The 21,910-nt window shown below is 70.6% G+C and carries 25 protein-coding genes and 1 pseudogene; 11 read left to right on the top strand and 15 right to left on the bottom strand.

Annotation, left to right across the window (positions count from 1 at the left end; all coding sequences use genetic code 11):
- Positions 1-13: 13 nt before the first annotated feature.
- The gene (locus tag ACZ7L4_RS41640; protein ID WP_472110293.1) at positions 14-1,813 is read right to left on the bottom strand and encodes a thiamine pyrophosphate-requiring protein; all 1,800 of its coding nucleotides are present in this window, start codon (positions 1,811-1,813) and stop codon (positions 14-16) included.
- Positions 1,814-1,975: 162 nt separating this feature from the next.
- On the opposite strand from ACZ7L4_RS41640, the gene ACZ7L4_RS41635 reads away from it, so the two are divergent.
- The 4 genes from ACZ7L4_RS41635 to ACZ7L4_RS41620 all read left to right on the top strand — a co-directional run bounded on the left by ACZ7L4_RS41635 (position 1,976) and on the right by ACZ7L4_RS41620 (position 4,407).
- A complete protein-coding gene (locus ACZ7L4_RS41635) occupies positions 1,976-2,377 on the top strand; it encodes a VOC family protein (RefSeq protein WP_385770743.1) in 402 nt (133 codons plus the stop codon).
- 113 nt (positions 2,378-2,490) lie between these two features.
- Entirely contained in the window at positions 2,491-2,649 is a 159-nt protein-coding gene (locus tag ACZ7L4_RS41630) for a hypothetical protein (RefSeq protein ID WP_472110292.1), read from the top strand.
- A 66-nt stretch (positions 2,650-2,715) separates the two neighbouring features.
- Entirely contained in the window at positions 2,716-3,213 is a 498-nt protein-coding gene (locus tag ACZ7L4_RS41625; protein ID WP_472110291.1) for a response regulator, read from the top strand.
- Positions 3,214-3,342: 129 nt separating this feature from the next.
- Positions 3,343-4,407: an ABC-2 transporter permease gene (locus ACZ7L4_RS41620; protein ID WP_472110290.1), complete on the top strand. Its 1,065-nt coding sequence runs from the start codon at positions 3,343-3,345 to the stop codon at positions 4,405-4,407.
- A gap of 89 nt (positions 4,408-4,496) precedes the next feature.
- Here the strand turns inward: ACZ7L4_RS41620 and ACZ7L4_RS41615 are convergent, their stop codons facing one another.
- The gene (locus ACZ7L4_RS41615; RefSeq protein WP_472110289.1) at positions 4,497-5,123 is read right to left on the bottom strand and encodes an HdeD family acid-resistance protein; all 627 of its coding nucleotides are present in this window, start codon (positions 5,121-5,123) and stop codon (positions 4,497-4,499) included.
- A gap of 117 nt (positions 5,124-5,240) precedes the next feature.
- Between ACZ7L4_RS41615 and ACZ7L4_RS41610 the strand changes: the two genes are divergently transcribed.
- Complete coding sequence (locus tag ACZ7L4_RS41610) at positions 5,241-5,618, top strand: DUF488 domain-containing protein (protein ID WP_472110288.1); 378 nt, start codon at positions 5,241-5,243, stop codon at positions 5,616-5,618.
- Between the two features lie 7 nt (positions 5,619-5,625).
- Here ACZ7L4_RS41610 and ACZ7L4_RS41605 read toward each other — a convergent pair whose 3' ends face one another.
- The 10 genes from ACZ7L4_RS41605 to ACZ7L4_RS41560 all read right to left on the bottom strand — a co-directional run bounded on the left by ACZ7L4_RS41605 (position 5,626) and on the right by ACZ7L4_RS41560 (position 14,421).
- Positions 5,626-5,985, bottom strand: a complete 360-nt coding sequence (locus ACZ7L4_RS41605; RefSeq protein WP_472110287.1) for a helix-turn-helix domain-containing protein — start codon at positions 5,983-5,985, stop codon at positions 5,626-5,628.
- A 67-nt stretch (positions 5,986-6,052) separates the two neighbouring features.
- Positions 6,053-6,631 (bottom strand): dihydrofolate reductase family protein, encoded by a 579-nt coding sequence (locus ACZ7L4_RS41600; RefSeq protein ID WP_472110286.1) that lies wholly within the window; start codon positions 6,629-6,631, stop codon positions 6,053-6,055.
- Positions 6,632-6,650: 19 nt separating this feature from the next.
- Positions 6,651-7,001: a luciferase domain-containing protein gene (locus ACZ7L4_RS41595; RefSeq protein ID WP_426906363.1), complete on the bottom strand. Its 351-nt coding sequence runs from the start codon at positions 6,999-7,001 to the stop codon at positions 6,651-6,653.
- A gap of 54 nt (positions 7,002-7,055) precedes the next feature.
- Positions 7,056-7,808, bottom strand: coding sequence for an SDR family oxidoreductase (locus ACZ7L4_RS41590; RefSeq protein ID WP_472110285.1), 753 nt, complete (start codon positions 7,806-7,808; stop codon positions 7,056-7,058).
- A complete protein-coding gene (locus ACZ7L4_RS41585; RefSeq protein ID WP_472110284.1) occupies positions 7,805-9,046 on the bottom strand; it encodes an acyl-CoA dehydrogenase family protein in 1,242 nt (413 codons plus the stop codon). The genes ACZ7L4_RS41590 and ACZ7L4_RS41585 overlap by 4 nt, the downstream gene beginning before the upstream one ends.
- An 11-nt stretch (positions 9,047-9,057) precedes the next feature.
- Complete coding sequence (locus tag ACZ7L4_RS41580) at positions 9,058-9,687, bottom strand: HAD family hydrolase (protein WP_472110283.1); 630 nt, start codon at positions 9,685-9,687, stop codon at positions 9,058-9,060.
- Positions 9,684-10,496, bottom strand: a complete 813-nt coding sequence (locus ACZ7L4_RS41575) for an SDR family oxidoreductase (RefSeq protein ID WP_472110282.1) — start codon at positions 10,494-10,496, stop codon at positions 9,684-9,686. Before ACZ7L4_RS41575 ends, ACZ7L4_RS41580 begins: the two co-directional genes overlap by 4 nt.
- Positions 10,497-10,572: 76 nt before the next feature.
- Positions 10,573-12,072 carry a long-chain-fatty-acid--CoA ligase gene (locus ACZ7L4_RS41570; protein WP_472110281.1) on the bottom strand — a complete coding sequence of 500 codons (1,500 nt, stop codon included), beginning with the start codon at positions 12,070-12,072 and terminating at the stop codon, positions 10,573-10,575.
- Positions 12,073-12,226: 154 nt separating this feature from the next.
- Complete coding sequence (locus tag ACZ7L4_RS41565) at positions 12,227-13,030, bottom strand: enoyl-CoA hydratase-related protein (RefSeq protein ID WP_472110280.1); 804 nt, start codon at positions 13,028-13,030, stop codon at positions 12,227-12,229.
- Positions 13,027-14,421 carry an MFS transporter gene (locus tag ACZ7L4_RS41560; protein ID WP_472110279.1) on the bottom strand — a complete coding sequence of 465 codons (1,395 nt, stop codon included), beginning with the start codon at positions 14,419-14,421 and terminating at the stop codon, positions 13,027-13,029. The genes ACZ7L4_RS41565 and ACZ7L4_RS41560 overlap by 4 nt, the downstream gene beginning before the upstream one ends.
- A 159-nt stretch (positions 14,422-14,580) precedes the next feature.
- Here ACZ7L4_RS41560 and ACZ7L4_RS41555 point away from each other — a divergent pair, with 159 nt between their 5' ends.
- Together ACZ7L4_RS41555 and ACZ7L4_RS41550 are read left to right on the top strand one after the other, a co-directional pair.
- Positions 14,581-15,522: an alpha/beta fold hydrolase gene (locus ACZ7L4_RS41555; protein ID WP_472110278.1), complete on the top strand. Its 942-nt coding sequence runs from the start codon at positions 14,581-14,583 to the stop codon at positions 15,520-15,522.
- A gap of 81 nt (positions 15,523-15,603) precedes the next feature.
- Positions 15,604-16,272 carry a TetR/AcrR family transcriptional regulator gene (locus tag ACZ7L4_RS41550; protein ID WP_472110277.1) on the top strand — a complete coding sequence of 223 codons (669 nt, stop codon included), beginning with the start codon at positions 15,604-15,606 and terminating at the stop codon, positions 16,270-16,272.
- Here the strand turns inward: ACZ7L4_RS41550 and ACZ7L4_RS41545 are convergent.
- Positions 16,230-16,832 carry a PadR family transcriptional regulator gene (locus ACZ7L4_RS41545; RefSeq protein WP_472110276.1) on the bottom strand — a complete coding sequence of 201 codons (603 nt, stop codon included), beginning with the start codon at positions 16,830-16,832 and terminating at the stop codon, positions 16,230-16,232. The two genes, ACZ7L4_RS41550 and ACZ7L4_RS41545, sit on opposite strands and share 43 nt — an antisense overlap.
- Before the next feature lie 96 nt (positions 16,833-16,928).
- Here ACZ7L4_RS41545 and ACZ7L4_RS41540 point away from each other — a divergent pair, with 96 nt between their 5' ends.
- From ACZ7L4_RS41540 to ACZ7L4_RS41530, 3 genes are all read left to right on the top strand, one after another.
- Entirely contained in the window at positions 16,929-17,330 is a 402-nt protein-coding gene (locus ACZ7L4_RS41540; protein ID WP_472110275.1) for a nuclear transport factor 2 family protein, read from the top strand.
- Positions 17,331-17,481: 151 nt separating this feature from the next.
- Positions 17,482-19,827, top strand: coding sequence for a xanthine dehydrogenase family protein molybdopterin-binding subunit (locus tag ACZ7L4_RS41535; RefSeq protein ID WP_472110274.1), 2,346 nt, complete (start codon positions 17,482-17,484; stop codon positions 19,825-19,827).
- A gap of 63 nt (positions 19,828-19,890) precedes the next feature.
- On the top strand, positions 19,891-20,367 hold the full coding sequence (locus ACZ7L4_RS41530) for a (2Fe-2S)-binding protein (protein WP_472110273.1): 477 nt from the start codon (positions 19,891-19,893) through the stop codon (positions 20,365-20,367).
- Positions 20,368-20,406: 39 nt separating this feature from the next.
- On the opposite strand, the gene ACZ7L4_RS41525 is transcribed toward ACZ7L4_RS41530, so the two are convergent.
- Together ACZ7L4_RS41525 and ACZ7L4_RS41520 are read right to left on the bottom strand one after the other, a co-directional pair.
- Positions 20,407-20,838, bottom strand: coding sequence for a Zn-ribbon domain-containing OB-fold protein (locus tag ACZ7L4_RS41525; RefSeq protein WP_472110272.1), 432 nt, complete (start codon positions 20,836-20,838; stop codon positions 20,407-20,409).
- Positions 20,839-20,971: 133 nt separating this feature from the next.
- Positions 20,972-21,691: a TetR family transcriptional regulator gene (locus ACZ7L4_RS41520; RefSeq protein WP_472110271.1), complete on the bottom strand. Its 720-nt coding sequence runs from the start codon at positions 21,689-21,691 to the stop codon at positions 20,972-20,974.
- 128 nt (positions 21,692-21,819) lie between these two features.
- Here ACZ7L4_RS41520 and ACZ7L4_RS41515 point away from each other — a divergent pair.
- A pseudogene (locus tag ACZ7L4_RS41515) lies at positions 21,820-21,910 on the top strand (electron transfer flavoprotein subunit beta); the annotation flags it as partial.

The raw sequence follows: 21,910 nt of genomic DNA, 5'->3' as shown, positions 1-21,910 counted from the left end.
ACCCCAAACTACGTCAGTGGCCGCGCTTGCCCGCGCCCGGCAAGAACTCCTGCACCTTCGCCTTGAACCCCTGCTTGACCACGTCGGTGCTCTGCGGGTCGCCCTTGAGGATCGCCTCCGCCGTGGACTCCATCTGCTCCCACGTCGCGTGCGGCGGGATCGGCGGGACGGACGGGTCGGTGCGGAAGTCGACGACGGCGGGCCCGTCGGCGGCGAGCGCCGCCCGCCACGCCTCGGTGACGTCGCCGGGCTTCTCGACGCGGATGCCGGTGAGCCCCAACTGCCGTGCGAACGCGGCATAGTCGACGTCGGGCAGCTCCTGCGACGGCACGAAGGAGGGCGAACCGCCCATGGCGCGCAGCTCCCACGTCACCTGGTTGAGGTCCCGGTTGTTGAACACGCCGACGACGAGACGCTGATCGCTCCAGCGGTGCCGGTACTTGGCGGCGGTGATGAGTTCCGCGAGCCCGTTCATCTGCATCGCGCCGTCGCCGACGAGCGCCACGACGGGCCGGTCGGGGTGCGCGTACTTGGCGCCGATCGCGTAGGGGACGCCGCAGCCCATGGTGGCGAGGGTGCCGGACAGGGAGCCGCGCATCGTGCCGCGCATGGTGATGTGCCGGGCGTACCAGTTGGCGGCGGAACCGGAGTCCGAGGTGAGGATCACGTCGTCCGGGAGCAGCGGGTCGAGGGCGCGGGCCACGTGCTCGGGGTTGATCGGGTCGGCGCTCAGCTCGGCGCGGCGGTCCATGACCTCGTGCCAGCGCCGCACGCTCGCGCACGTCTCGTCGAACCAGTCGCGTCCTTCGTTGCGGCGCAACAGCGGCAGCAGGCGGCGGAGCGTGGCGCGGGCGTCGCCGACGAGGTTCACCTCGTACGGGTAGCGCATGCCGATCATGTGCGGGTCGATGTCGATCTGGACGCCGCGCGCCTTGCCGTAGTCGGGCAGGAACTGGGAGTACGGGAAGCTGGAGCCGATGGTGAGGAGGGTGTCGCAGTCCCGCATCAGCTCGTACGAGGGGCGGGTGCCGAGCAGGCCCGAGGCCCCGGTGACGTACGGGAGCTCGTCGGAGAGCACGTCCTTGCCGAGCAGCGCCTTGGCGACGCCGGCGCCGAGGAGTTCGGCGACCTCGCACACCTCGTCCTTCGCGCCGGCCGCGCCCTGGCCGACGAGGATGGCCACCTTGTCGCCCGCGTTGAGCACCTCGGCGGCCCGTTCCACCGCCTCCTGCGCGGGTTCGGCGGTCCACGAGCTGCGGTCGAGGCTGGAGGGCACCATCTTGAACGCGTGCGGCGGCGGTGTGTGGTCGAGTTCCTGCACGTCACCGGGGATGATCACGGCGGTCGGGGCGCGGCGCGCGGCCGCGGTGCGGAAGGCCCGGTCGAGGACGTTGGGCAGCTGCTCGGGGACGTTGACGGTCTCCACGAAGTCGGAGGCGACGTCCTTGTAGAGCGTGTGGAGGTCGACCTCCTGCTGGTACGCGCCGCCCATGGCGCTGCGGGCGGTCTGGCCGACGATCGCGACGACCGGCACGTGGTCGAGCTTGGCGTCGTACAGGCCGTTCAGGAGGTGGATCGCGCCGGGGCCCGAGGTCGCGGCGCAGACGCCGACGCGGCCGCTGAACTTCGCGTAGCCGACCGCTTCGAAGGCCGCCATCTCCTCGTGCCGCGCCTGGACGAACTCGGGACGGTTGTCGGCCCTGCCCCAGGCGGCGAGGAGGCCGTTGATGCCGTCTCCCGGATAGCCGAAGACCTGCTCCACGCCCCAGGCGCGCAGCCGGTCGAGGATGTGATCGGCGACCTTGGTGCTCATGCCGGGACCCTTTCGCTCGGTTCGGTTCGGTTCGCTCGGTTCGGAGAGGACTGCTGAGGGCCGGGTGACCAGCCAGGGGGCCGGGAAACCCGGGTTGGCGCCGCGCGCGCTGGGTACTCGGCGCCACGATGCGCGCCACGGGGGTGCGACGGAGGAGGAGACATGAGCCTGGTGCGGGCGGGAGTACTGGTCCTGGACTGCGCGGAGCCCGAGGAACTGGCCGAGTTCTACCGGACGTTGCTGGACGGCGAGATCGAGGCGTCGCCCGGCAGCAACCGCATCGACGTCGTCGGCGAGCAGGGCATGCGGATGTCCTTCCGCCGCGACCTGAACGCCGCACCGCCCAGCTGGCCGCGCCCCGACGACTCGCAGCAGGCCCATCTCGACTTCCTGGTGGACCAGGAGGATCTCGACGAGGTGGAGCGCCGGCTCATCGGTCTGGGCGCCCGACCGCTGGAGACCCGTGGCGCGCGGGGCCCCAACGAGATGCGGCTCTACTCCGACCCGGCGGGCCACCCGTTCGCGACGCACTGCGCGAAGCAGCCGGCACCGAAGACCGGCTGAACGGGCCCGTCCACACACCGGCCCACGAACCGGCCCACAAACCCGTCTACAAACTCGTCTACAACCGAACTCGACCGAATCCCATCGGTTTTCGGTCGGAGGAGGATCCGATCATGAACACAAAGGAGCGCGCACCGCACCCCGCAGAGACCAAGCGCGAGGTCAAGGGCAGGATCCGCACCTGCAGGGCGGCGCGGCGTGACGGACCCGATTCCGCCGGTGGCGCGAACGACCGTGACACGGACTGGAATCTGGTGCGCGGAGAGGACTGAGCGACCTCTTCCCTCCCGTTGATTCCGGCATATGCTGGCGGTGCCGACGAGGGGAGGCGCTTGGCGATGCCCACCGCTGCACGGCCGAGGATCCTCGTCGTCGACGACCGCGACGACACCCTGTTCGCGATGGAGAGCGCGCTGGCGCCGCTGGGCTACCCGGTCGACCGGGCCACCACCGGGGACGACGCGCTCAAGGCGGTGCTGCGCGGCGGCATTGGCCTGGTCCTGCTCGACGTGCTGATGCCCGACGTCAGCGGCCTCGAGGTCGCGCACTACATGAGGCGCCTCGAGCAGACCCAGGACATCCCCATCATGCTGATCACCGGCGCGGGCCAGGACACCAAGCTCGCCGCCCAGGCCTTCGAGCTCGGCGTCGCCGACTACGTGTCCAAGCCGATCGAGCCGTGGGTGATGCGGACGAAGGTCCGCTATCTGTACGAGACGAGCCTGCGCATGCACGCACTGCGCGAGCGCCTTCGGACGTATGAGAACGGCGGCGACACACGGCCCGCGCCACCGGCGCACGCCGCCCCGGACCACCCCCTCCCCCGCCCCGCCTGACCTGCCGCTTCACCGTCAGGTGGCCATGGTCACACCCGCTCGGGGACTTTCGACCCCCTCCATGGTTGTAGAGTACAACTGCACCAAGAGTTGTATAAGCCAACCAGTCGAACCGTGGAGGTCCTGCCCATGAGCGGCACGCGCGAACCTGCGCTGCGCCACGTCCTGACGCATCTGCTCACCCCGCTTCTGATGTGCGTCGGCATGGGCCTCGCCTATCTCGGCGCCTTCGTCTCGCCGGAGCCGCACCACATGCCGATCGCCGTCGTCGGCTCGGGTCCGGAGGCGAAGGTCTTCGCGCAGACCGTGAAGGACAAAGCGGGCGACGCCCTCGACGTCCGCACGCTCGACGACCGCGCCGGCGCGGTCGACCAGCTCAAGGCCCGGGACATCGACGGCGCCTACGTCCTCGGGGACAAGCCCGAGCTGATCGTGGCCTCCGCGGGTTCGGACACGACCGTCTCCGTCGTCCAGAAGATCTTCACGCCGGTCGCCGCCGAGCAGGGCGCTCCCCTGAAGGTCACCGACGTGGTGCCCTCCGTGGACGACGACCCGACGGGCCAGGGCCTGTTCTTCCTGCTCGTGGCGGTGAGCATCGGCTCGTACGCCTCGGTGGCGGTGATCGGCGGCGCCGGCGGGGTGCTGCGGATGCGTACGCGCGCGCTGCTGGTGGTCGGCGCGTCCGGCGTGGTCAGCCTGATCGGCGCGGCGTTCGCGGGGCCGGTCTTCCACCTCGCGCACAGCCACCTGTGGGGCCTGTGGGGCATGACGTGGCTGTACTCGGCGGGTGTGCTGCTGATCGGCGTGGGGCTGCACACGTTCCTGAAGAAGTGGACGACGCTCGGCGTGATGGTGCTGTTCGTGATGCTGAACTTCACCAGTTCCGGCGGGATCTTCCGGCCCGAGCTGCAGAACGGCTTCTTCGGCGGCCTGCACGCCTTCTGGAACGGCGCCGGATATGTCGAGGGCGCCCGCAGCCTGCTGTACTTCGGGCAGCACGACCTCGCGCGCAACATCTGGACGCTGGTGGCCTGGCTGCTCGTGGGCGCGGCCATGATCGCGGTCGCGGCCCTCGCCGAGCGCCGGCGCGGCACCCCGGCCGCCGTCGCACCGGCCGCCGCGCACAAGCACAAGCGGGAACCCGTCCGCGACCAGGAGCAGGAAGAGGAGATGGAGGAGGCCGTGGGCGTCTGACCGCCCGCTCCCCCGACACACGCATACGGTGAGGGCCCCGCTGGATCAGCGGGGCCCTCACCGTATGTGCTGCGTGCCGTCTGCCGGGGTCACACCCCGGCGGGGATGCCCTTCGCCCGCTTGCGGACCGCGAACGACGTGCCGATCTCCACGACGCCGACCACGATCAGCCAGATGCCCGTGACCAGCGTGAGGACCGCCAGGGTCTCGAACGGCGACACGATCAGGACGACACCGGCGAGCGCGGTGATGACACCGAGGAAGACCTGCCAGCCGCGCGTGGGCATGGCGGGGTCGGAGGCCGCGGCGACGGTCTGCGTGATGCCGCGGAACAGCCAGCCGATGCCGATCCACAGGGCGAGCAGCAGCGTCGACTCCATCGCGTCGCGGAAGCAGAACAGGCCGAGCAGCACCGACAGGGCGCCGCTGATGAAGCCGATGACGCGCATCCCGGCCGTGGCGTGCGTGCCGAACGCGGCGACGAGCTGGAAGATGCCGCTCACCAGCAGGTACACGCCGAACAGGACGCCCGCCACGCGCAGCGAGACGCCCGGCCAGGCCAGGACGAGCACCCCGAGGATCACCGAGGCCACGCCCATGAGCAGCACGGCCTGCCAGGCGGATTGGGCGAGTCTGCCGAGCGGACCCTGCCCCTGCGGGGCGTCGCCGCCGGGCGTCCGGTGGGGAGTCTGCGGGTCGTACGGTGCTTGGGTCATGCTCGACTGTCCCTACGGAACACCGGGCTCCGCCATCGCGCGTGGGCCGAACGGCTGACACCCGGCCGCTCCACCGCACCCACGGCGCACAGCCGGGCAACGCAGCACAATGGATCCATGACCGCACACCACGGCTCCGCATCCTTCGCCGTCCGCCGGGTCTACGATCCGGCCGCCCCGGCCGACGGCACCCGCCTGCTGGTCGACCGGCTCTGGCCGCGCGGCGTCTCGAAGGAGCGCGCCGACATCGACGAGTGGCTCAAGGACATCGCGCCGTCGAAGGAGCTGCGTTCCTGGTACCACGAGGACAAGACGGACCGATACGACGCGTTCGCCGAGCGCTACGCGGCGGAGCTGGCGGAACCGGAGCGCGCCGAACTCGTCGACCACGTGCGCGGCCTGGCCGAGCGCGGGCGGGTGACGCTCGTGACGTCGGTGAAGGACATCGAGCACAGCCACGTCCCGGTGCTGCGGCGCCACCTCGAAGAGGACTGAGCCCAGCTCAGGCGGCGAGGCAGACGGTGCCCCGCGAGCCCTGCCCGGGCGCGGTGACGCCGACGCGGGAAACCAGCCGGACCGGCCGCACCGCCTGCGTCAACTCCCCCTGCGCGAGGGCGAGTACGTCGCCGAGACCGAGCCCGAGCGCTCCCGCCACGGCGGCCAGCATCTCCGACGACGCCTCCTTGCGCCCGCGCTCGACCTCCGACAGATAGGGCATCGAGATCCCGGCGACGTCCGCCACGTCCTGCAGCGTCCGCCCCTGCGCCCGCCTGCGCCGCCGCAGCACCCCGCCGACGACATCACGCCACAGGGGCTCCTGGGCCGGAGCGGGACGGGGGCGAGGGCTCTCCTGGATGCTCATCGGCCCACCGTACGAGCGCGCGGGGCGCCCTCGCCCCGCACTTCGCCCACGGCGATATCGCCCGGGGTCAGCCGCGGTCCCGCTCGTGCCGCAGCAGGACGACGCCGTTCCCGAACGTGTGCGTCTCCACGAGGCGCAGGGGGCGCACGGCGAAGGTCTCCGCGCGGTGGAACATGGGGGTGCCCGTGCCGATCATGACCGGGTGCACGTAGACCCGGAACTCGTCCACGAGGTCGTGCTCCAGGAACGTCTTCGCCAGATTCGCCCCGTCGATCACCAGGTCGCCGCCGGACTGCTCCTTGAGCGCGCGGATCGCCTCGGGCGCCACCTCCGGCATGACGGTGGTGTGCCACTCGGCGGGCCCCGGCTTCAGCGTCCGGGAGAACACGATCTTCGGGATCTCGCGCCAGATGCCCGCGAATTCGGCGGTGGCGGGCGAGGCCTCGGGGTCCTTGTCGGCGGTGGGCCAGTAGTCGGCCATCAGCTCGTGCGTGACGCGTCCGGCCAGGATGCCGCCGAAGGAGCCGCACACCTCGTTCATGTGCTGGTGCAGTTCCTCGTCGACCCGGTGCCAGCCGATGTCGCGGCCGGGGCCCTCCATATAGCCGTCGAGGGAGATGCCCATCATGAAAACGATCTTGCGCATCGGCGCTCGCCTCTCGTCGCTAACCGCGCTCCCAGTCACACGGAGGTGAGGGGCAGGCGTGCGCATCGTGTTCCTTCAGTGCGACGCTCACCAGGCTCAGCAACAGCTGCACATCCGTGTCGCATTCGAGAAGCACGGTAATCCAGGAGGCTCCCGGTTGCACCCTGATGGCACTGTTGTGTCGCAGTTGGGGCAGGAGTCGCTGCACGGCCGACGACGTCAGGTACAGATCGGCGCAGTCGTCGGCGTGGAAGTGCACAAGGTCGTGGCCCGCCGCGCGAAACGCGTGCCCAACCGAGCACCGGGGCGGGCCACTTACCAGGGTCGGCCATGTCCCGAGCTCGGTCATGGCGCGCTGGGCCGCGGTCATGCCTCCATCCTCGCGCACGCTTCACCTGGAGGACCACCCCCATCCACCACGCGGTTACAGCGGGCCCGAGCCGACGAGTTGACCGCCGTCGACGACGAGGGTCTCCCCGGTGATCCAGCGGGCGCCCTCCCCGGCGAGGAAGGCGACGGCCTCGCCGATGTCCTCGGGTTCGCCGATCCGGCCGAGCGGCGTCGCGCCCGCGACCGCCTCCTCGTTGTCCTGCCACAGCGCCTCGGCGAGCCGGGTGCGCACGACGCCGGGCGCGATGGCGTTGACCCGTACCTTCGGGCCGAGTTCGAGCGCGAGGTGCTTGGTGAGGTGGATCAGCGCGGCCTTGGAGACGTGGTAGATCCCGACGTCCTTCGCGACCGAAAGTCCCCCGATCGAGGCCGTGTTGACGACCACGCCGCCGTGTTCGCCCATCCAGGCCTTCACCGCGAGGGACGTCCACAGGATCGGCGCCCACAGGTTGACGTCCATGGTCTTGGCGAAGCGCGCGTGGTCCTGGTCGACGATCGGGCCGTACGCCGGGTTCGTACCGGCGTTGTTGACGAGGATGTCGAGGCGGCCGTACGTCTCCACGACGTGCTCGACGCAGGCGCGCGCGGCTTCCTCGTCGGTGGCGTGCGCCCCGAACCCCTCGACGCCGTCGCCGAGCTCGCGGGCCGCGTCCTTCGCGCGGTCCTCGTCACGGGAGGTGACCACGACGCGGGCGCCGTGGTCGCGCAGGGCGCCGGCCGCCGCGAGGCCGATGCCCCGCGACGCGCCGGTCACCACGGCGACCTTCCCCTCCAGGGAAGAGGTCACTTCTCACCCCGGTCCTTCTGCCGGCGGCGCAGCTCGCGCCGGGCGATCGTCCGCTTGTGCACCTCGTCGGGCCCGTCGGCCAGGCGCAGGGTGCGCAGGTGTGCGTACATGCTGGCGAGCGGGAAGTCGTCGGAGACACCGCCGCCGCCGTGCACCTGGATGGCGCGGTCGACGATCTTCAGCGCGACGTTCGGCGCGGCGACCTTGATCGCGGCGATCTCGGTGCGCGCTTCCTTGTTGCCGACGGTGTCCATCAGGTGCGCGGCCTTGAGCGTGAGCAGCCGCGCCATGTCGATCTCGATGCGGGCCTCGGCGATCCAGTCCTGGATGTTGCCGCGGTCGGCGACCGGGGAGCCGAAGGTCGTCCGGGCCTGCGCCCGGTCGATCATCAGGTCGAGGGCGCGCTCGGCCATGCCGATGGCGCGCATGCAGTGGTGGATGCGGCCGGGGCCGAGCCGGGCCTGGCTGATCATGAATCCGTCGCCCTCGCCGGAGAGCAGGGCGGTGGCCGGGACCCGTACGTTCTCGAAGAGGACCTCGGCGTGGCCCTCACGGTCCTGGTAGCCGAAGACGGGCAGTCCGCGCACGATCGTGACGCCGGGGGTGTCGATCGGCACGACCATCATCGACTGCTGGCGGAAGGCGGGCCCGTCGGGGTCCGTCTTGCCCATGACGATCATGACCTTGCAGTTCGCGTGCAGAGCGTTGGACGTCCACCACTTGCGGCCGTTGAGGACGTAGTCGTCGCCGTCGCGCTCCATCCGCATCTGGATGTTGCTGGCGTCGGAGCTGGCCACCGCGGGCTCGGTCATGGCGAACGCGGAGGCGATCTCACCGTTGAGGAGGGGCTTGAGCCACTTCTCCTTGTGCTCCTCGGTCCCGAAGAGGGTGAGGACCTCCATGTTGCCGGTGTCCGGCGCGTTGCAGTTGGTGGCCTCGGGGGCGAGGCCCGCGCTGCGGCCCATGATCTCGGCGAGCGGCGCGTACTCGAGGTTGGTGAGCCCGGGGCCCCACTCGGGGTGCGGGTGGAAAAGGTTCCACAGGCCGCGCTTCTTCGCCTCGGTCTTCAGCTCCTCGAGGACCGGCGGGTGGAAGTGCGGGTCGCCGGACTCGGCCATCTGCGCCGCGTAGACCGCCTCGGCGGGGTAGATGTGCTCGTCCATGAAGGCGAGCAGCTTGTCCTGGTACTCCTTGCCCCTGGCGGACTGTTCGTACACGAGTGGTTCCTCCCAAGTCATTGCGTACGGTGTCACACGCGGCCCGACACGCCCAGCAGGCGGTCGAGTTCGGCGGCGGTCGTGGCGGCGTCGCGGTGCACGACGCCGGCGATCCCGATGCGGGCCGCGGACGTGATGTTCTGTTCGAGGTCGTCGACCATGACGGTCTGTTCGGGTGCGACGCCGAGGCGTTCGCAGGCGATGGCGTAGGCGCGCCGCGAGGGCTTGCGCACGCCGATCTCTCCGGAGATGGTGACGGCGTCGAAGAGCACGGGCAGGTCGAAGCCCGCGTAGCAGTCGTCGCCGAGGGAGTTGGAGAGCAGTCCGACGCGGATGCCGTCGGCGCGCAGCTTCGCGACGAGGGCGACCATGTCGGGGTCGGGGCGCAGGTTCGCCTGCATGCGGGTGACGAGTCCGGCGGCCTCGACGTCCGCGCCGTGCGCACGAAGGCGCGCCGCGAAGCCCTCCTCGAAGGCGCGCTGCCCGATGAGCCCCTTCTCGTGCTCGACCAGCAGGGCGCTGCTCTCCTTGTCGTGCGTCAGTAGACGCAGCAACAGGCCGGGCTCGCCGGTGAGTTCGCGCCCGAGGTCCTCGAAGGCGTCGATGAGGCTCGTGGTGAGGACGCCGCCGAAGTCGAAGAGGACGGCGCTGCGCTCGGTCATCGCACGGACTTCTGGTAGCGGCGCATGCCGCGCAGCCAGCGGTCGTAATCGCTGCCCTTGTGGCGGTAGAAGTCGAGCACCTGCGGGTGCGGAAGGACGAGGAAGCGCTCGTCGGCGACGGCCGCGAGCACCTCGTCGGCGACGTCGAGCGGCTTGAGCAGGTTCCCGGCGTCGAGCACGGCGCGGGCCGCGGCCTGCTCGGTGGGGTCGGAGGAGCGGGTGCCCGCCATGAGCAGCTCGGTCTCGACGCCCTGCGGGCACAGGCAGCTCACGCGCACCCCCTCGTCCCCGTACGTGACCGAGAGCCACTCGGAGAAGGCGACGGCGGCGTGCTTGCTGACGGAGTACGTCGCCGAGCCGATCTGCGTGAGCAGGCCCGCGGCGGACGCGGTGGAGAAGAAGTAGCCCTCGCCGCGCTCCACCCAGCCCGGCACGAGGAGCTTCGCGGCGCGCACATGCGCCTTCACGTTGATGTCGAGCGCGCGGTCCCACTCCTCCTCGGAGGCGTCGAGCCCGGCGCCTCCGCTGATCCCGGCGTTGGCGAAGTACAGGTCGACGGGCCCGAAGCCCTTCTCCGCCGCGGCGATGAGGCCGCGGAGGTGCTCGGTGTCGCCCGCGTCCCCGGCCAGTCCCGCGACACGTCCCTCGTGGCTCCCGGCGAGCCGCAGCACGGTCTCGTCCAGGCGCGCCGCGTCGAGGTCGGTGAGCAGCACACCTCGGGCGCCGGCCTCGAGGAGGCGCTGGGCCACGGCGGCGCCGATCCCCCCGGCGGCTCCGGTCACGATCGCGACCTTGTCGTTGATCAACATCCCGCTGTCCGCTCCTTCGCTTCCTTCGTCCCACCCGGTGCGTGCCACTCACCGTACTTGAATCCGACGTCAAGTTCTAGAGAGTCCTGACGAGGTCCGGGTCGATGGCGCGCTTGAGGATCTTTCCGGTGGCCCCCTTCGGCAACTCGTCGACCACGGCGAGCAGATGGGGCACCTTGTAGGCGGACAGCCGCTCCTTGGCCCAGGACCGCAGCGCCTGCACATCGAGCGAGGCGCCGGCGCGCAGGGCGACGACGGCCGCGACCTCCTCGCCGTAGTGCGCGTCGGGCACCCCGATGACGGCGGCCTCGACGATGTCGGGATGCTCGTACAGCACCTCTTCGACCTCGCGCGGGTACACGTTGTAGCCGCCGCGGATGACGAGGTCCTTCTTGCGGTCGACGATGCGCAGATCGCCGTCGGCGTCGAGGGAGCCGAGGTCCCCGGTCCGCAGCCAGCCGTCGGCGTCGAGGGCCTCGCCGGTCGCGTCGGGCCGGTTCCAGTACCCCTTCATGACCACGGGGCCCTTGATGTGCACCTCACCCACCTCCCCCGGCGGCAGCTCGGCGCCCTCGTCGTCACGCACGGCGACCGCACAGCCCGGCAGGGCGCGCCCGACGGTGCCCGGCCCGGCCGGTTCGCCCGCGAGATGACAGGTGCCCGCGCCGGTGGTCTCGGTGAGCCCGTACCCCTCGACGATGGTGCACCCGAACCGCTCCTCGAAGGCCCGCATGACCTCGACGGGAAGGGAGGCCCCGCCGGAGGACGCGAGCCTCAGCCCCGCGAAGTCGGCCTCCTCGTCGTCGGTGGCCCTCAGCAGCGCGTTCCACATGGTCGGCACGCCCGCGATGAAGGTGGGCCGGTCGCGCCGGATGAGCGCTGTCATCACCCCGGCGTCGAACCGTTCGAGCAGGGTGAGCGAGCCGCCGGCGCGCAGGGTCGTCCCCATCACGCAGGCCTGCCCGAACACGTGGAAGAGCGGAAGCCCGGTGACGGCGCGGTCGTCGGGTCCGATCGCGTGGATGTCGCAGAAGATGGCGGCGCAGGATTCGAGATTCCCGTGGGTGAGCTGGGCGCCCTTGGGCTTGCCGGTGGTGCCCGAGGTGTAGAGGAGGGCGGCGGTGTCGTGGGCATCGGCGGGGAGTGGCTCGGGAGTGGAGGAGACGGCGGCGATTCCCGCCAGCCCTTCCTTCACCTCCACGAACGCGACGCCGAGTTCATCGGCCGTACGACGTGCCACCGGTGCGAGCGCGCTCCACGCCAGCACGAGCCGCACGCCCGCATCCCGTCCCATGTACGTCAACTCGCGCTCGGTGGCCATGGTGTTGGCCGTGACCGCGATGCCGCCCGCGGCGAGGATCCCGTAGTACGCCATGGCGAACTCGGGGACGGAGGGTGCGACGAGCAAGACTCGGTCGCCGGGCCGGACACCGTGCGAGTCCAGCACCTCCCGTACGGCGGAGGCCCGTTCACGCAGCTGTCCGTACGACCAGACACCGGACGTCGAACCGCGCAATGCGATCCGGTCCGGAGCGGAGGCGGCATGGATCCAGATGGGTGCGGAGGCGTTGGTCATGCGAACCTTCCCGTTTGGATTTCCCGGCCGTCGCTACTGTCGGCGAATCGAGCCCGTCGGCGGCGGCGGCAATATCAAGCCCCTGCGGCGATTGAGCAGCGGGGCCCGGGGCAGAGCCCCGCGACCCCGCGCCGGGGTGACCGCAACGAAACGGTCAGGCCGGCCCCAACGGCCGAAACACCGGCTCCCGCCCCTCCAGATAGCTCCGCACACCCTCCGCCGCATCGGGCCGCCCGAACGACTCCTCCATCAGTGCCTCGGCCCTGCGCGCCGCCCCTTCGAAGTCCGTCTCGAACGCCTCGCCGAGCTGCTGCTTCATCACGCTCATCGACGTCGGAGACGACCAGGTCGCCAGCTCCGTGGCGTAGGCGACCGCCTCGTCGAGCAGCGCGTCCCGCTCGACGAGCCGGTTCACGAGCCCCATCTCGTACGCCTCCGTGCCGCGCACCACCCGCCCCGAGAACAGCAGGTCCGCCGCCCGTGCGGGCCCGACGATCCGCGGCAGCAGCCACGCGATCCCGTACTCGGCGATGAGCCCGCGGCGCGCGAACGACGTGGTGAACTTCGCCTCCGGCGTACTGAACCGGATGTCGAAGTAGAGCGCCTCGACGAGGCCGAGCCCCGCCGCCGCCCCGTTGATCGCGCCGATCAGCGGCTTGCGCAGGCTCAGCGGGAACCAGCGGGGCCGCTCCCTCTTCGGCCGTTCCTCGCTCGCCGCGTCGGCCGAGCCGATCCGCTCCAGCTCGGCCATGTCGGCGCCCGCGCAGAACCCGCGGCCCGCTCCGGTCACGACGACCGCGCGCACCTCGGGGTCGGCCTCCGCCTCGTCGAGGAGTGCGAAGTAGCGGTCCTCCAGCTCGTTGGTCCAGGCGTTGAGCCGGTCGGGGCGGTTGAGTGTCACCACGGTCACGGCGCCGCGCCGCTCGGCGTACGCGAGGTCCTGGTCGGTCGTCGTCACGTTCGCGCTCCTTCCGCGGCGCCCGGCACCGCTGTCGGGTCCTCGCGCACCTCGCGCGGGTTGGTCTCGCGCAGCACCCAGGCACAGCCGAAGGTGAGCAGGCCCATCACCGCGACGAACACGGACACCCAGGTGGTGCCTCCGGTGCCGCCGATGATCGCGGTCATGATGAGCGGGGTGCCGCCGCTGATGGTCAGCGCGGCGATCTGATAGGCGAGCGAGGCGCCGGAGTAGCGCACGCGCGGTTCGAAGAGTTCCCCGATGTAGGCGGCGAGCGGCCCGTACGTGAGGGACTGGCCGAATCCGCCGATCAGGACGGCGACGCCGAGCCACAGCAGCGAACCGGTGTTGACCAGCCAGAAGTAGGGGAACGCCCAGAGCACGATGATGGCCGCGCCGACGAGCACGGCGGGCCGCCGTCCGACGCGGTCGGACAGCCATCCCGCCCACAGCACGAACAGGGCGCCTACGGCCGTCACCGGCATCGCGACCAGGAGGATGTCGTCCTTGTCGAGGCCGAGGTGTTCGGCGGCGTAGCTGATGACACCGGCGATGCTGATGTAGAACAGGCAGTTGGTGCCGGCGAGGAGTCCGGCCGCGAGCAGCACGGTGCGCCACTTGGTGCGCATGACCTCGACGACGGGCGCCCGGGCGACCTTCTCCTTCTCGTTCTTCGCGGCGGCCTGCTCGGCCATGGCCCGGAACTCGGGCGAGTCCTCGACCTTGTTCTGCACGTACATCACGACGGGCAGCAGCACGGCGCTCACCAGGAACGGGATGCGCCACCCCCAGCTCATGAACGCCTCGTCCGAGGTGACCGCGCTCGCGAGCAGGAAGACCCCGTTGCCGAGGAACACCCCGAGCGAGACACCCATCTGCCCGAAGGTGCCCGCGTACCCCTTGCGTTTGGGTGACGCGGACTCGGTGAGCAGCAGCGCGATGCCGCCCCACTGGGCGCCGCACGCGAGGCCCTGCACGAAGCGGAGCAGCACGAGCAGCAGTGGCGCGGCGGCGCCCATGACCCCGGCGCCCGGCAGGCAGCCGATGAGGAACGTACAGGCGCCCATGAGCGCCATGGACAGGACGACCATCGCCTTGCGGCCGTGCCGGTCGCCGAGGTGTCCCGCGACGACTCCGCCGATCGGCCGGGCGACGAAGCCCGCCCAGAACGTGCTGAACGACAGCAGGGTGCCGGTCAGCGCCGAGGAGTCGGGGAAGAAGACCTGCGGGAAGACCAGCGCGGCGGCCGTCCCGTAGAGAAAGAAGTCGTACCACTCGATGGAACTTCCGATGAGACCCGCGGCAAGGAGCTTGCCCGAGGCGCGCGCCGGAGCTGTTCCGGCGGCTGCCTGCTCGGAGCCTTTTCGGGGCTGTGCGGTGGGCGGATTCACGTGCGGGGCTCCTCCGTCGTCGAACATGTCACGACCGCTGCGGCCCTGCGGCCGCCCCCTGTATATTTGAACCCAACGTCAACTTCAATACCTTGAACACGCCCTTGAACAGGGACTGTTCAAGTTGTCACCCGGTGCCGAGTTCGAGGAGTTGCCCAGATGACCACCCCCGCCCCCGTGTCCGAGTGGAAGCGCGTGGCCGCGCGGCAGGTCGAGGTGAACGGGATCTCGCTGCGCGTCTTCGAGCACGGCCCCGCCGATTCCGACAAGCCGCTGGTGGTGTTCTGCCATGGCTTTCCGGAGCTGGCCTTCTCGTGGCGCCATCAGGTGCTCGCGCTCGGCGCGGCGGGGTACCGGGTGCTCGCCCCGGACATGCGCGGCTTCGGCGGCAGCTCGCGGCCGGAGGATGTCGACGCGTACGACACGCTCACCATCTGCGCGGACCTCGTCGGGCTGCTCGATGACGTAGGCGCGGACGACGCGGTGTTCGTGGGGCACGACTGGGGTGCGCAGGTGGTGTGGCAGATGGCGCTCGCCCACCCGGAGCGGGTGCGGGGTGTGGTCGGGATGAGTGTGCCGGTGGCTCCCCGCTCCCCCGTGGCGCCGCTGCCCGTCATGCAGCGCAGGCTCGGCGACGCCTTCTACATGGTGTGGTTCCAGGAGCCGGGTGTCGCCGACCGGGCCCTCGCGCAGAACGTGCGCAGGACGCTGGTGACGCGGGAGATCTGGTCGGCCGAGTGGGCCGAGCGCCCGGACGAGCAGTTCCCGCCGCCGCCGTGGCTGAGCGAGGAGGAACTCGCCTACTACGTCGAGGAGTTCGAGCGCACGGGGTTCACCGGCGGCCTCAACTACTACCGCAACCTGGACCGCACCTGGGAGCTGACGGAGCACCTCGCCGGACGCACCGTCGACCGCCCCTCGCTGTTCGTCACCGGATCCGCCGACCCGGTGGGCCGGTTCATGCCCGCCGACCGCCTCGAGGAGGTGCTGACCGATCTGCGCGGGCACGTCGTGCTCGACGGGGCGGGGCACTGGATCCAGCAGGAGCGGGCCGGTGCGGTCAGCGCCGCTCTCCTGGAGTTCCTCGAGGGTGTCGGCTGATACGATCCGCAGCCACCGGTGGGTGCACACCCCCTGAGGAATGTTCGCCCACCAGTGGAAACACGAACGGAGGGACCCGCGTTGGCTGCCCACGCCCCGGCCGCAGACGGCGGACAGAAGCAACCCATCACACCGCGCAGCGCCCGCGGCGTCCGCACGCGCAACGCGCTGGTGGCCGCCGCCCGTGAGGTGTTCGAGCGCGACGGGTATCTCGACGCCCGGATCACGGACATCTCCAAGGCCGCACATGTCGCGTCCGGCTCGTTCTACACGTACTTCAACAGCAAGGAAGAGATCTTCCAGGCGCTCGTCGCGCAGGTGCAGGAGGAGATGCTCCACCCGCATCTGCGCGAGCGCACGGGCATCACGGATCCGCGCGAGATGATCGACGCGTCGAACCGCGAGTATCTGCGCGCGTACAAGAAGAACGCGCGGCTCATGGCGCTCTTCGAGCAGGTCGCCCAGGTCGACGAGACGTTCAAGCAGCTGCGCATCGAGCGGGGCAACGCGTTTGCGCGCCGCAACGCCAAGCTGATCCGTTCCCTGCAGGACGCCGGTGCGGCCGACCCAGCCCTCGACCCACTGGTGACCGCGCACGCCCTGTCGGTGATGGTGAGCCGCATGGCGTACCTGGTGTTCGTCCTCGGCCAGCGCATCCCGTACGAGAAGCTGGTGACGACGCTCAACAAGATCTGGGAGAACGGGCTTCAGCTCAAGGAGCCCGAGCCCTCCGCGGACCCGGAGGGCTGAGCGGCGCGGGCGGCGCGCCGCTCCAGGATCTCCAGGACGCGCCGCCCCCAGCGCAGGTTCTCCTCCTCGAAGGAGATGCCGCGCAGCAGTGTCAGATAGGGGCCGATCCGCTCCCCGTCGGCGAGGAAGTCCGCCTCGTCCAGCTCGCCGAGCAGATGCCGCCGCACCCGCTCGTAACGGGCGAGTTTTCCGCGCGCCCAGTCCATCCGCTCCTCGATGTGCCCGCGCACGGCATCGAGCTCGCCGACGTCGACGGCCTGCACCTTCACCATGAGTTCGTCGCGCAGCGCGAGCGGCTTGGGCTGCCGCCGCGTGAACGCCGCGAGGTCGGCGCGGCCGGCCCCGGACAGCGTGAACATCCGCTTGTTCGGCCTGCGCTCCTGCGGCACCACCCGGGCGTCGATCAGCCCGTCGGCGGTCAGCCGGTCCAGCTCCCGGTAGAGCTGCTGGGGCGTCGCCGCCCAGAAATTCGACACCGAGACGTCGAAGATCTTCGCCAGGTCGTACCCGGAGGCCTCGCCCTCGAGGAGCGCGGACAGGACGGCGTACTTGAGCGACATGTGGACACCATACAGCGATGCAATTACTGTCACCCGCACCTATTCAACTTGTTGCCTATGGATGGACGTCCTGGGCGAGGAACCGAGGTGACACGCATGCATCCCTTCCGTGCGGCCGTGGAGAAGGACGATCTCGACGCGGTCGAGGCCATGCTGGCCGAGAACGTCGTCTTCACCAGCCCGGTCGTGTTCAAGCCCTACCCGGGCAGGGCGATCACCGCGGCGATCCTGCGCGGCGTCACCCGCGTCTTCGAGGACTTCCGCTACGTGCGGGAGATCGGCGACCCCGACGGGCGGGACCACGTGCTCGTCTTCGAGGCGCGGGTCGGCGACCGGAAGATCACCGGCGCCGACTTCCTGCACTTCGACGAGGACGGCCTGATCGACGACTTCATGGTGATGGTGCGTCCGCTGTCCGCCGCGCAGGCGCTGGCCGAGGCGATGGGCGCCCAGTTCGACCGGATCGCCCAGGAGGCGTCGGGGGCCGACGGGTCCTGAGCGGCAATTCGCGGCAAGTGTGACGGTCCTGTGGACCAGCGGCGAGGAACGTGCCGTGTCCATGTCGGGCGCACGGGCGGCGTGCCAGGCTCCGCCGTGGTGCCGGGCCGATCCCGCCCGAGCGCCCGCCCGCGTTCCGGAGGGACCGCCCATGGCCGAGCAGAGTCGCTCACCTCACCACGACGAGCCGTCGACGCCCGGCGCACCGGGGCGGCGCAGAGTGCTCGCCTATCTGCTGGCCGCGCCGACGCTCGCCGTGGGTGCCCGGTTCGCCCTGGACGCGGCGGACTCCGCCGAGGCCGCGGCGTCGGTGCCCTCGCCGCCCCAGCCGGAGGAGCTCTTCGACCTCGGTGACATGCAGAATCTCGCGGCGGCCCCGACCTCGGGCCTGATCACCGTTCGCGTGCACGAGGACGGCACCGCCTCCCTCGCTGTCCCGCGGGCCGAGGTCGGGCAGGGCATGACCACCGCGGTGGCGATGATGATCGCGGAGGAGTTGGACCTGCCGCTCGACGCCGTGCGGGTCTCCCTGGCCGACGCGCGCCCCGAGTTGCTGATGAACCAGCTCACCGGCGGCTCCAACTCGATGCGCAGCATCTACCGCCCCGTACGCACCGCAGCCGCCCTCGCGCGGCAGCGCCTGATCGCGACGGCGGCGCGGCAGTGGGGTGTCGCGACCTCCGAACTGACCACGCGAGAAGGCATCGTGTCCCACGGCTCCGGTTCCTCGGCGAGGCGTGCCGCGTACGGCTCCCTCGCGAAGGCCGCGGCGAGCACGCGGTCGCTGGAGGTGACGGCGGCGCCGCTGAAGGAGCGGTCCGAGTTCAAGGTGCTCGGCACACCCCAGAACCGCGTCGACGCGCTGGAGGCGGTCACCGGGCGCAAGAAGTTCGGCATGGACCACGCGGTGCCCGACGCCAAGCCGGCCATGGTGCGCAGGCCGCCGACGCTCGGCGGGACCGTACGGGCCGTGCGCAACGCGGACGCCGTGCGGCGGATGCCCGGCATCACGGACGTCGTGGAGCTGAAGCACGGCGTCGCGGTGCGCGGCGAGACCTTCGGTCAATGCATCGACGCGCTAAGGGAGTTGGACGTCGACTGGGGCCCGGGCGACGTCGACGGCGAGTCCGACGACTCGGTCGAGCGCAAGCTCAAGGCGGCCACTCCCCCGATGATCGTGCCGCCGGTCCTGACGAAGAAGCTCGACGCCGAGTTCACCTTCGCGTTCGCCAGCAACAGCCCGCTGGAGCCGGACAACGCCATCGCCGATGTGCGCGACGGGAAGGCCGAGATCTGGTCGAGCCTCAAGGTCCCGATCGTCGCCCAGCGCGACATCGCGACGCGGCTCGGCCTCCCGCAGCACGCGGTGACGGTGCATGTGGTGGAGGGCGGCGGCTCGTTCGGCCGGCATCTGTTCCACGACGTCGCCGCCGAGGCGGCGGAGATCTCGCAGAAGATGGGCAAGCCGGTCAAGCTGTCCTGGTCGCGCACCGACAGCTTCCGGCACGGCCGCGCCCACCCGATGTCCGTCTCGCGGGTGCGCGCCACGTACACCGGCAGGGAAGTCCTCAGCTACGAGCAGCGGCACGCCAGTTCGCAGACGGACTTCGGACACGGGCTCGGCGAGATGATCACGTCGACGGCCGCGAAGCTGCCCGTGGCCGGCAATCTCACCTTCGCCGAGACCATCTTCACGCTGACGCAGACCACCCCGTACGACTTCGGTGTCACCACGCAGCTGCTCAGCGAGGTGCCGCTCAAGTTCGCGACGGGCAGCATGCGCAACATCTACTCGCCGAACGTGGCCTGCGCGCGCGAGCTGATGGTCGACGAGCTGGCGCGGAAGATGGACCGGGACCCGGTGGAGTTCCGGCGCTCGTTCCTCAAGGACGAGCGGTTGCGGGCCGTACTCGACAAAGCGGCCGAGGAGGGTGGGTGGGGCCGGTCGCTGCCCGACGGCGTCGCGCAGGGGATCGCCCTGCACACCGAGTACCGCGGCGCCGTGGCGATCCTCGTCGAGATCGACTGCCGGCCGGAGACCGTGGGCCGCGAGGTCAGGGACGGGGTGACGGGGCCGCGGGTCACCAAGGCGCTGATCGTGGTGGACGCCGGGTTCGCGATCAATCCGCGGGGCCTGGGCGCGCAGATGATGGGCTGCTTCAACGACGGCCTCGCCATGGCGCTCACCTCAAGCCTGCACATCGAGGACGGCCTCCCGCTGGAGGGCAGCTGGGACAACTACTTCTACACGCGGCAGTGGAACACCCCGCCCGAACTCCGCGTCATCGTGATGCCGAACACCGGCGAAAAGCCTTCGGGGGCCGGGGAGTTGGGCGTCGCGCCCGCCTTCGCCGCCGTCGCGTGCGCCTACGCGCGGGCGACCGGCACACTGCCGACGCGCTTCCCCATCGACCACGCGGAGCTGGCGTTCGAGCCGCTGCCGCGCGAGCCGTCGACACCGCAGTCACCGACGGACGGGCTCGACCGGGCGTACTGATCGACGCGGCGTACTGATCCTGGATCCGCTGTTCCCCGACTACCGAGGAGACCTGATTCCCCGATGCCGCGCCACACTTTCACGCTGAACGGCGAGCGGATCACCGTCGAGGCCGAGGACGACGTACGGCTGCTGTGGGTCCTGCGCGATCTGCTCGGCGTCACCGGACCCAAGTACGGCTGCGGGATCGGCGTCTGCCAGGCCTGTACGTCGCACATCAACGGCAAGGCGTTCAACCCGTGTTCGGTGCCGGTCTCCCGGATCGATCCGGACGACGAGGTGACGACGATCGAGGGACTGCCCGCCACCGTCGGCCGCGAGCTGCACCCGATGCAGGAGGCCTGGCTGGAGCAGGATGTGGCGCAGTGCGGCTACTGCCAGCCGGGCCAGATCATGGCCGCGGTGGCCACCGTGCGCAAGGTGCGGGAGGAGGGCCGCGAGATCACGGAGGCGGACCTCGACGCGATCCGCAACGTGTGCCGCTGCGGGACGTACAACCGGATCCGTGAGGCGATCAAGTCGGGGGCGCGGGCCATGTGACGCGGCCCGCGCGGCCGGGACCGGTGCGGGGCGCCGGGGTCAGCGCAGGTCGTAGTCGACGGTGAAGTCGTCCTCGAGCTCGAAGAAGACCTCGCCGGAGTCGGCGGCCGCGTTCGCCACCGGGCGCACGGTGGCGCCGAGCCACACCATGTGCGGTGCGGTGCCCACGATGCGGCAGGGCACGATGAAGTCCTCCGGGAAGCGGACCAGCGCCTCGTTGCGCGCGACTCCGGTACCGCGGTGGACGACGCGGGACTGGACCACGACGCCGGGGCCCGCGCTGTGCTCGGTGGTCAGCTCGCTCGACGCGCAGACCGGACACAACAGCCGCCGGAAGGACGGAGTGCGACACCAACGGCAGCGCTGATAGGGGAATCCCGCGTCGCCGTCCGCACCGTCCGGGGCGCCGCTGACGCCCTCGCCACCCTTCGGCGCCATGACGCCGATGCCGCTCGTGAACGTCCCTGACATCACTGACATCCTTCGGCCTCCCGCACTCGCCGGCGCGCGCCGGGCGGCAGTGCCTCGACGCCCTCTCAGCGTATGACACTCAGTGCCAGCCGGTAAAGACACTGAGTACCATCAAGTTGCTTCGGGCTCCGATTCAGTCGTCCCGCAGCGCCGATTCCACCCGCTGGATGACCCGCCACATCGGGGCCCCCTTGGTCGCCACCATCACGACGACATCCTCCTGTTGGGCCTCGGGCGCAGCCGCACCGGCGGCACCTTCACCCCACGTTCGCCGTACGAGCCGCAGCGCGCGGTCGACCGCGTCCTCGGCGTCGCCCTCGCCACCCGAACGCAGCCAGGAGCGCAGGCCGTTGTTGTGCGCGGCGACGACGGAGGCGGCCACCACCTCGGCCCGCAGCGAGGCGTCGGCGGTGTCGGCCCAGCGCTGCCGCAGATACCCGGCGAGCATGCGCTCGTAGCGCCGCACGACGGACAGTTCGTAGGTCCGAAGGCCCGGCACCTCGCGGGTCAACTTGTAGCGCTGCACGGAGAATTCGGGGTTCGTGGAGTAGACGCGCAGCACCAGGCACGCGGCGTCGCACACCACGTCCACGGCGTCGCTCTCGTCGCTCGCGGCGTCGAGGAACGCCGTCATGTCGGCGAGGCAGCTCTCGTGGTCCGGGAAGACCGCGTCCTCCTTGGACGGGAAGTAGCGGAAGAAGGACCGCCGCCCGACCCCGGCCCGCGCCACGATGTCGTCCACGGTCGTCCGCTCGAACCCACGCTCCGTGAACAGCTGGAACGCCGCCTCGGCCAGCACCTCCCGCATGGGTGCCTTCTTCTGTGCCCCGTTGACCTCGCGCGCCTCGCTCATGCCGGGAACGTAACACCGGAGCGTCACCTTTGGCACTAGGTACCTTTACAGAGGGAACTGAGTGCCATACGTTGGCGGGAGTAGTTGGACGACTGCAGTTGGGCAAGCAGGGCAGTGGAGGAGTCGGCGTGAGCTTGAGGATCGTTGTCACCGTGAAGTACGTGCCGGACGCCACGGGCGACCGGGGTTTCGCCGATGACCTGACGTTGGACCGTGACG

The organism is Streptomyces sp. NPDC107575, assembly GCF_055657265.1.
The sequence above is the reverse complement of the archived record's forward strand: the minus strand, read 5'-3'. Positions and strand labels throughout refer to the sequence as shown.

Bases quoted from the DNA above. Each gene is read 5' to 3' on its own strand.
- ACZ7L4_RS41640 (WP_472110293.1), bottom strand. From the start codon at position 1,813: ATGAGCACCAAGGTCGCCGATCACATCCTCGACCGGCTGCGCGCCTGG.
- ACZ7L4_RS41635 (WP_385770743.1), top strand. From the start codon at position 1,976: ATGAGCCTGGTGCGGGCGGGAGTACTGGTCCTGGACTGCGCGGAGCCC.
- ACZ7L4_RS41630 (WP_472110292.1), top strand. From the start codon at position 2,491: ATGAACACAAAGGAGCGCGCACCGCACCCCGCAGAGACCAAGCGCGAG.
- ACZ7L4_RS41625 (WP_472110291.1), top strand. From the start codon at position 2,716: ATGCCCACCGCTGCACGGCCGAGGATCCTCGTCGTCGACGACCGCGAC.
- ACZ7L4_RS41620 (WP_472110290.1), top strand. From the start codon at position 3,343: ATGAGCGGCACGCGCGAACCTGCGCTGCGCCACGTCCTGACGCATCTG.
- ACZ7L4_RS41615 (WP_472110289.1), bottom strand. From the start codon at position 5,123: ATGACCCAAGCACCGTACGACCCGCAGACTCCCCACCGGACGCCCGGC.
- ACZ7L4_RS41610 (WP_472110288.1), top strand. From the start codon at position 5,241: ATGACCGCACACCACGGCTCCGCATCCTTCGCCGTCCGCCGGGTCTAC.
- ACZ7L4_RS41605 (WP_472110287.1), bottom strand. From the start codon at position 5,985: ATGAGCATCCAGGAGAGCCCTCGCCCCCGTCCCGCTCCGGCCCAGGAG.
- ACZ7L4_RS41600 (WP_472110286.1), bottom strand. From the start codon at position 6,631: ATGCGCAAGATCGTTTTCATGATGGGCATCTCCCTCGACGGCTATATG.
- ACZ7L4_RS41595 (WP_426906363.1), bottom strand. From the start codon at position 7,001: ATGACCGCGGCCCAGCGCGCCATGACCGAGCTCGGGACATGGCCGACC.
- ACZ7L4_RS41585 (WP_472110284.1), bottom strand. From the start codon at position 9,046: ATGACTTGGGAGGAACCACTCGTGTACGAACAGTCCGCCAGGGGCAAG.
- ACZ7L4_RS41580 (WP_472110283.1), bottom strand. From the start codon at position 9,687: ATGACCGAGCGCAGCGCCGTCCTCTTCGACTTCGGCGGCGTCCTCACC.
- ACZ7L4_RS41575 (WP_472110282.1), bottom strand. From the start codon at position 10,496: ATGTTGATCAACGACAAGGTCGCGATCGTGACCGGAGCCGCCGGGGGG.
- ACZ7L4_RS41570 (WP_472110281.1), bottom strand. From the start codon at position 12,072: ATGACCAACGCCTCCGCACCCATCTGGATCCATGCCGCCTCCGCTCCG.
- ACZ7L4_RS41555 (WP_472110278.1), top strand. From the start codon at position 14,581: ATGACCACCCCCGCCCCCGTGTCCGAGTGGAAGCGCGTGGCCGCGCGG.
- ACZ7L4_RS41545 (WP_472110276.1), bottom strand. From the start codon at position 16,832: ATGTCGCTCAAGTACGCCGTCCTGTCCGCGCTCCTCGAGGGCGAGGCC.
- ACZ7L4_RS41540 (WP_472110275.1), top strand. From the start codon at position 16,929: ATGCATCCCTTCCGTGCGGCCGTGGAGAAGGACGATCTCGACGCGGTC.
- ACZ7L4_RS41535 (WP_472110274.1), top strand. From the start codon at position 17,482: ATGGCCGAGCAGAGTCGCTCACCTCACCACGACGAGCCGTCGACGCCC.
- ACZ7L4_RS41530 (WP_472110273.1), top strand. From the start codon at position 19,891: ATGCCGCGCCACACTTTCACGCTGAACGGCGAGCGGATCACCGTCGAG.
- ACZ7L4_RS41525 (WP_472110272.1), bottom strand. From the start codon at position 20,838: ATGTCAGGGACGTTCACGAGCGGCATCGGCGTCATGGCGCCGAAGGGT.
- ACZ7L4_RS41520 (WP_472110271.1), bottom strand. From the start codon at position 21,691: ATGAGCGAGGCGCGCGAGGTCAACGGGGCACAGAAGAAGGCACCCATG.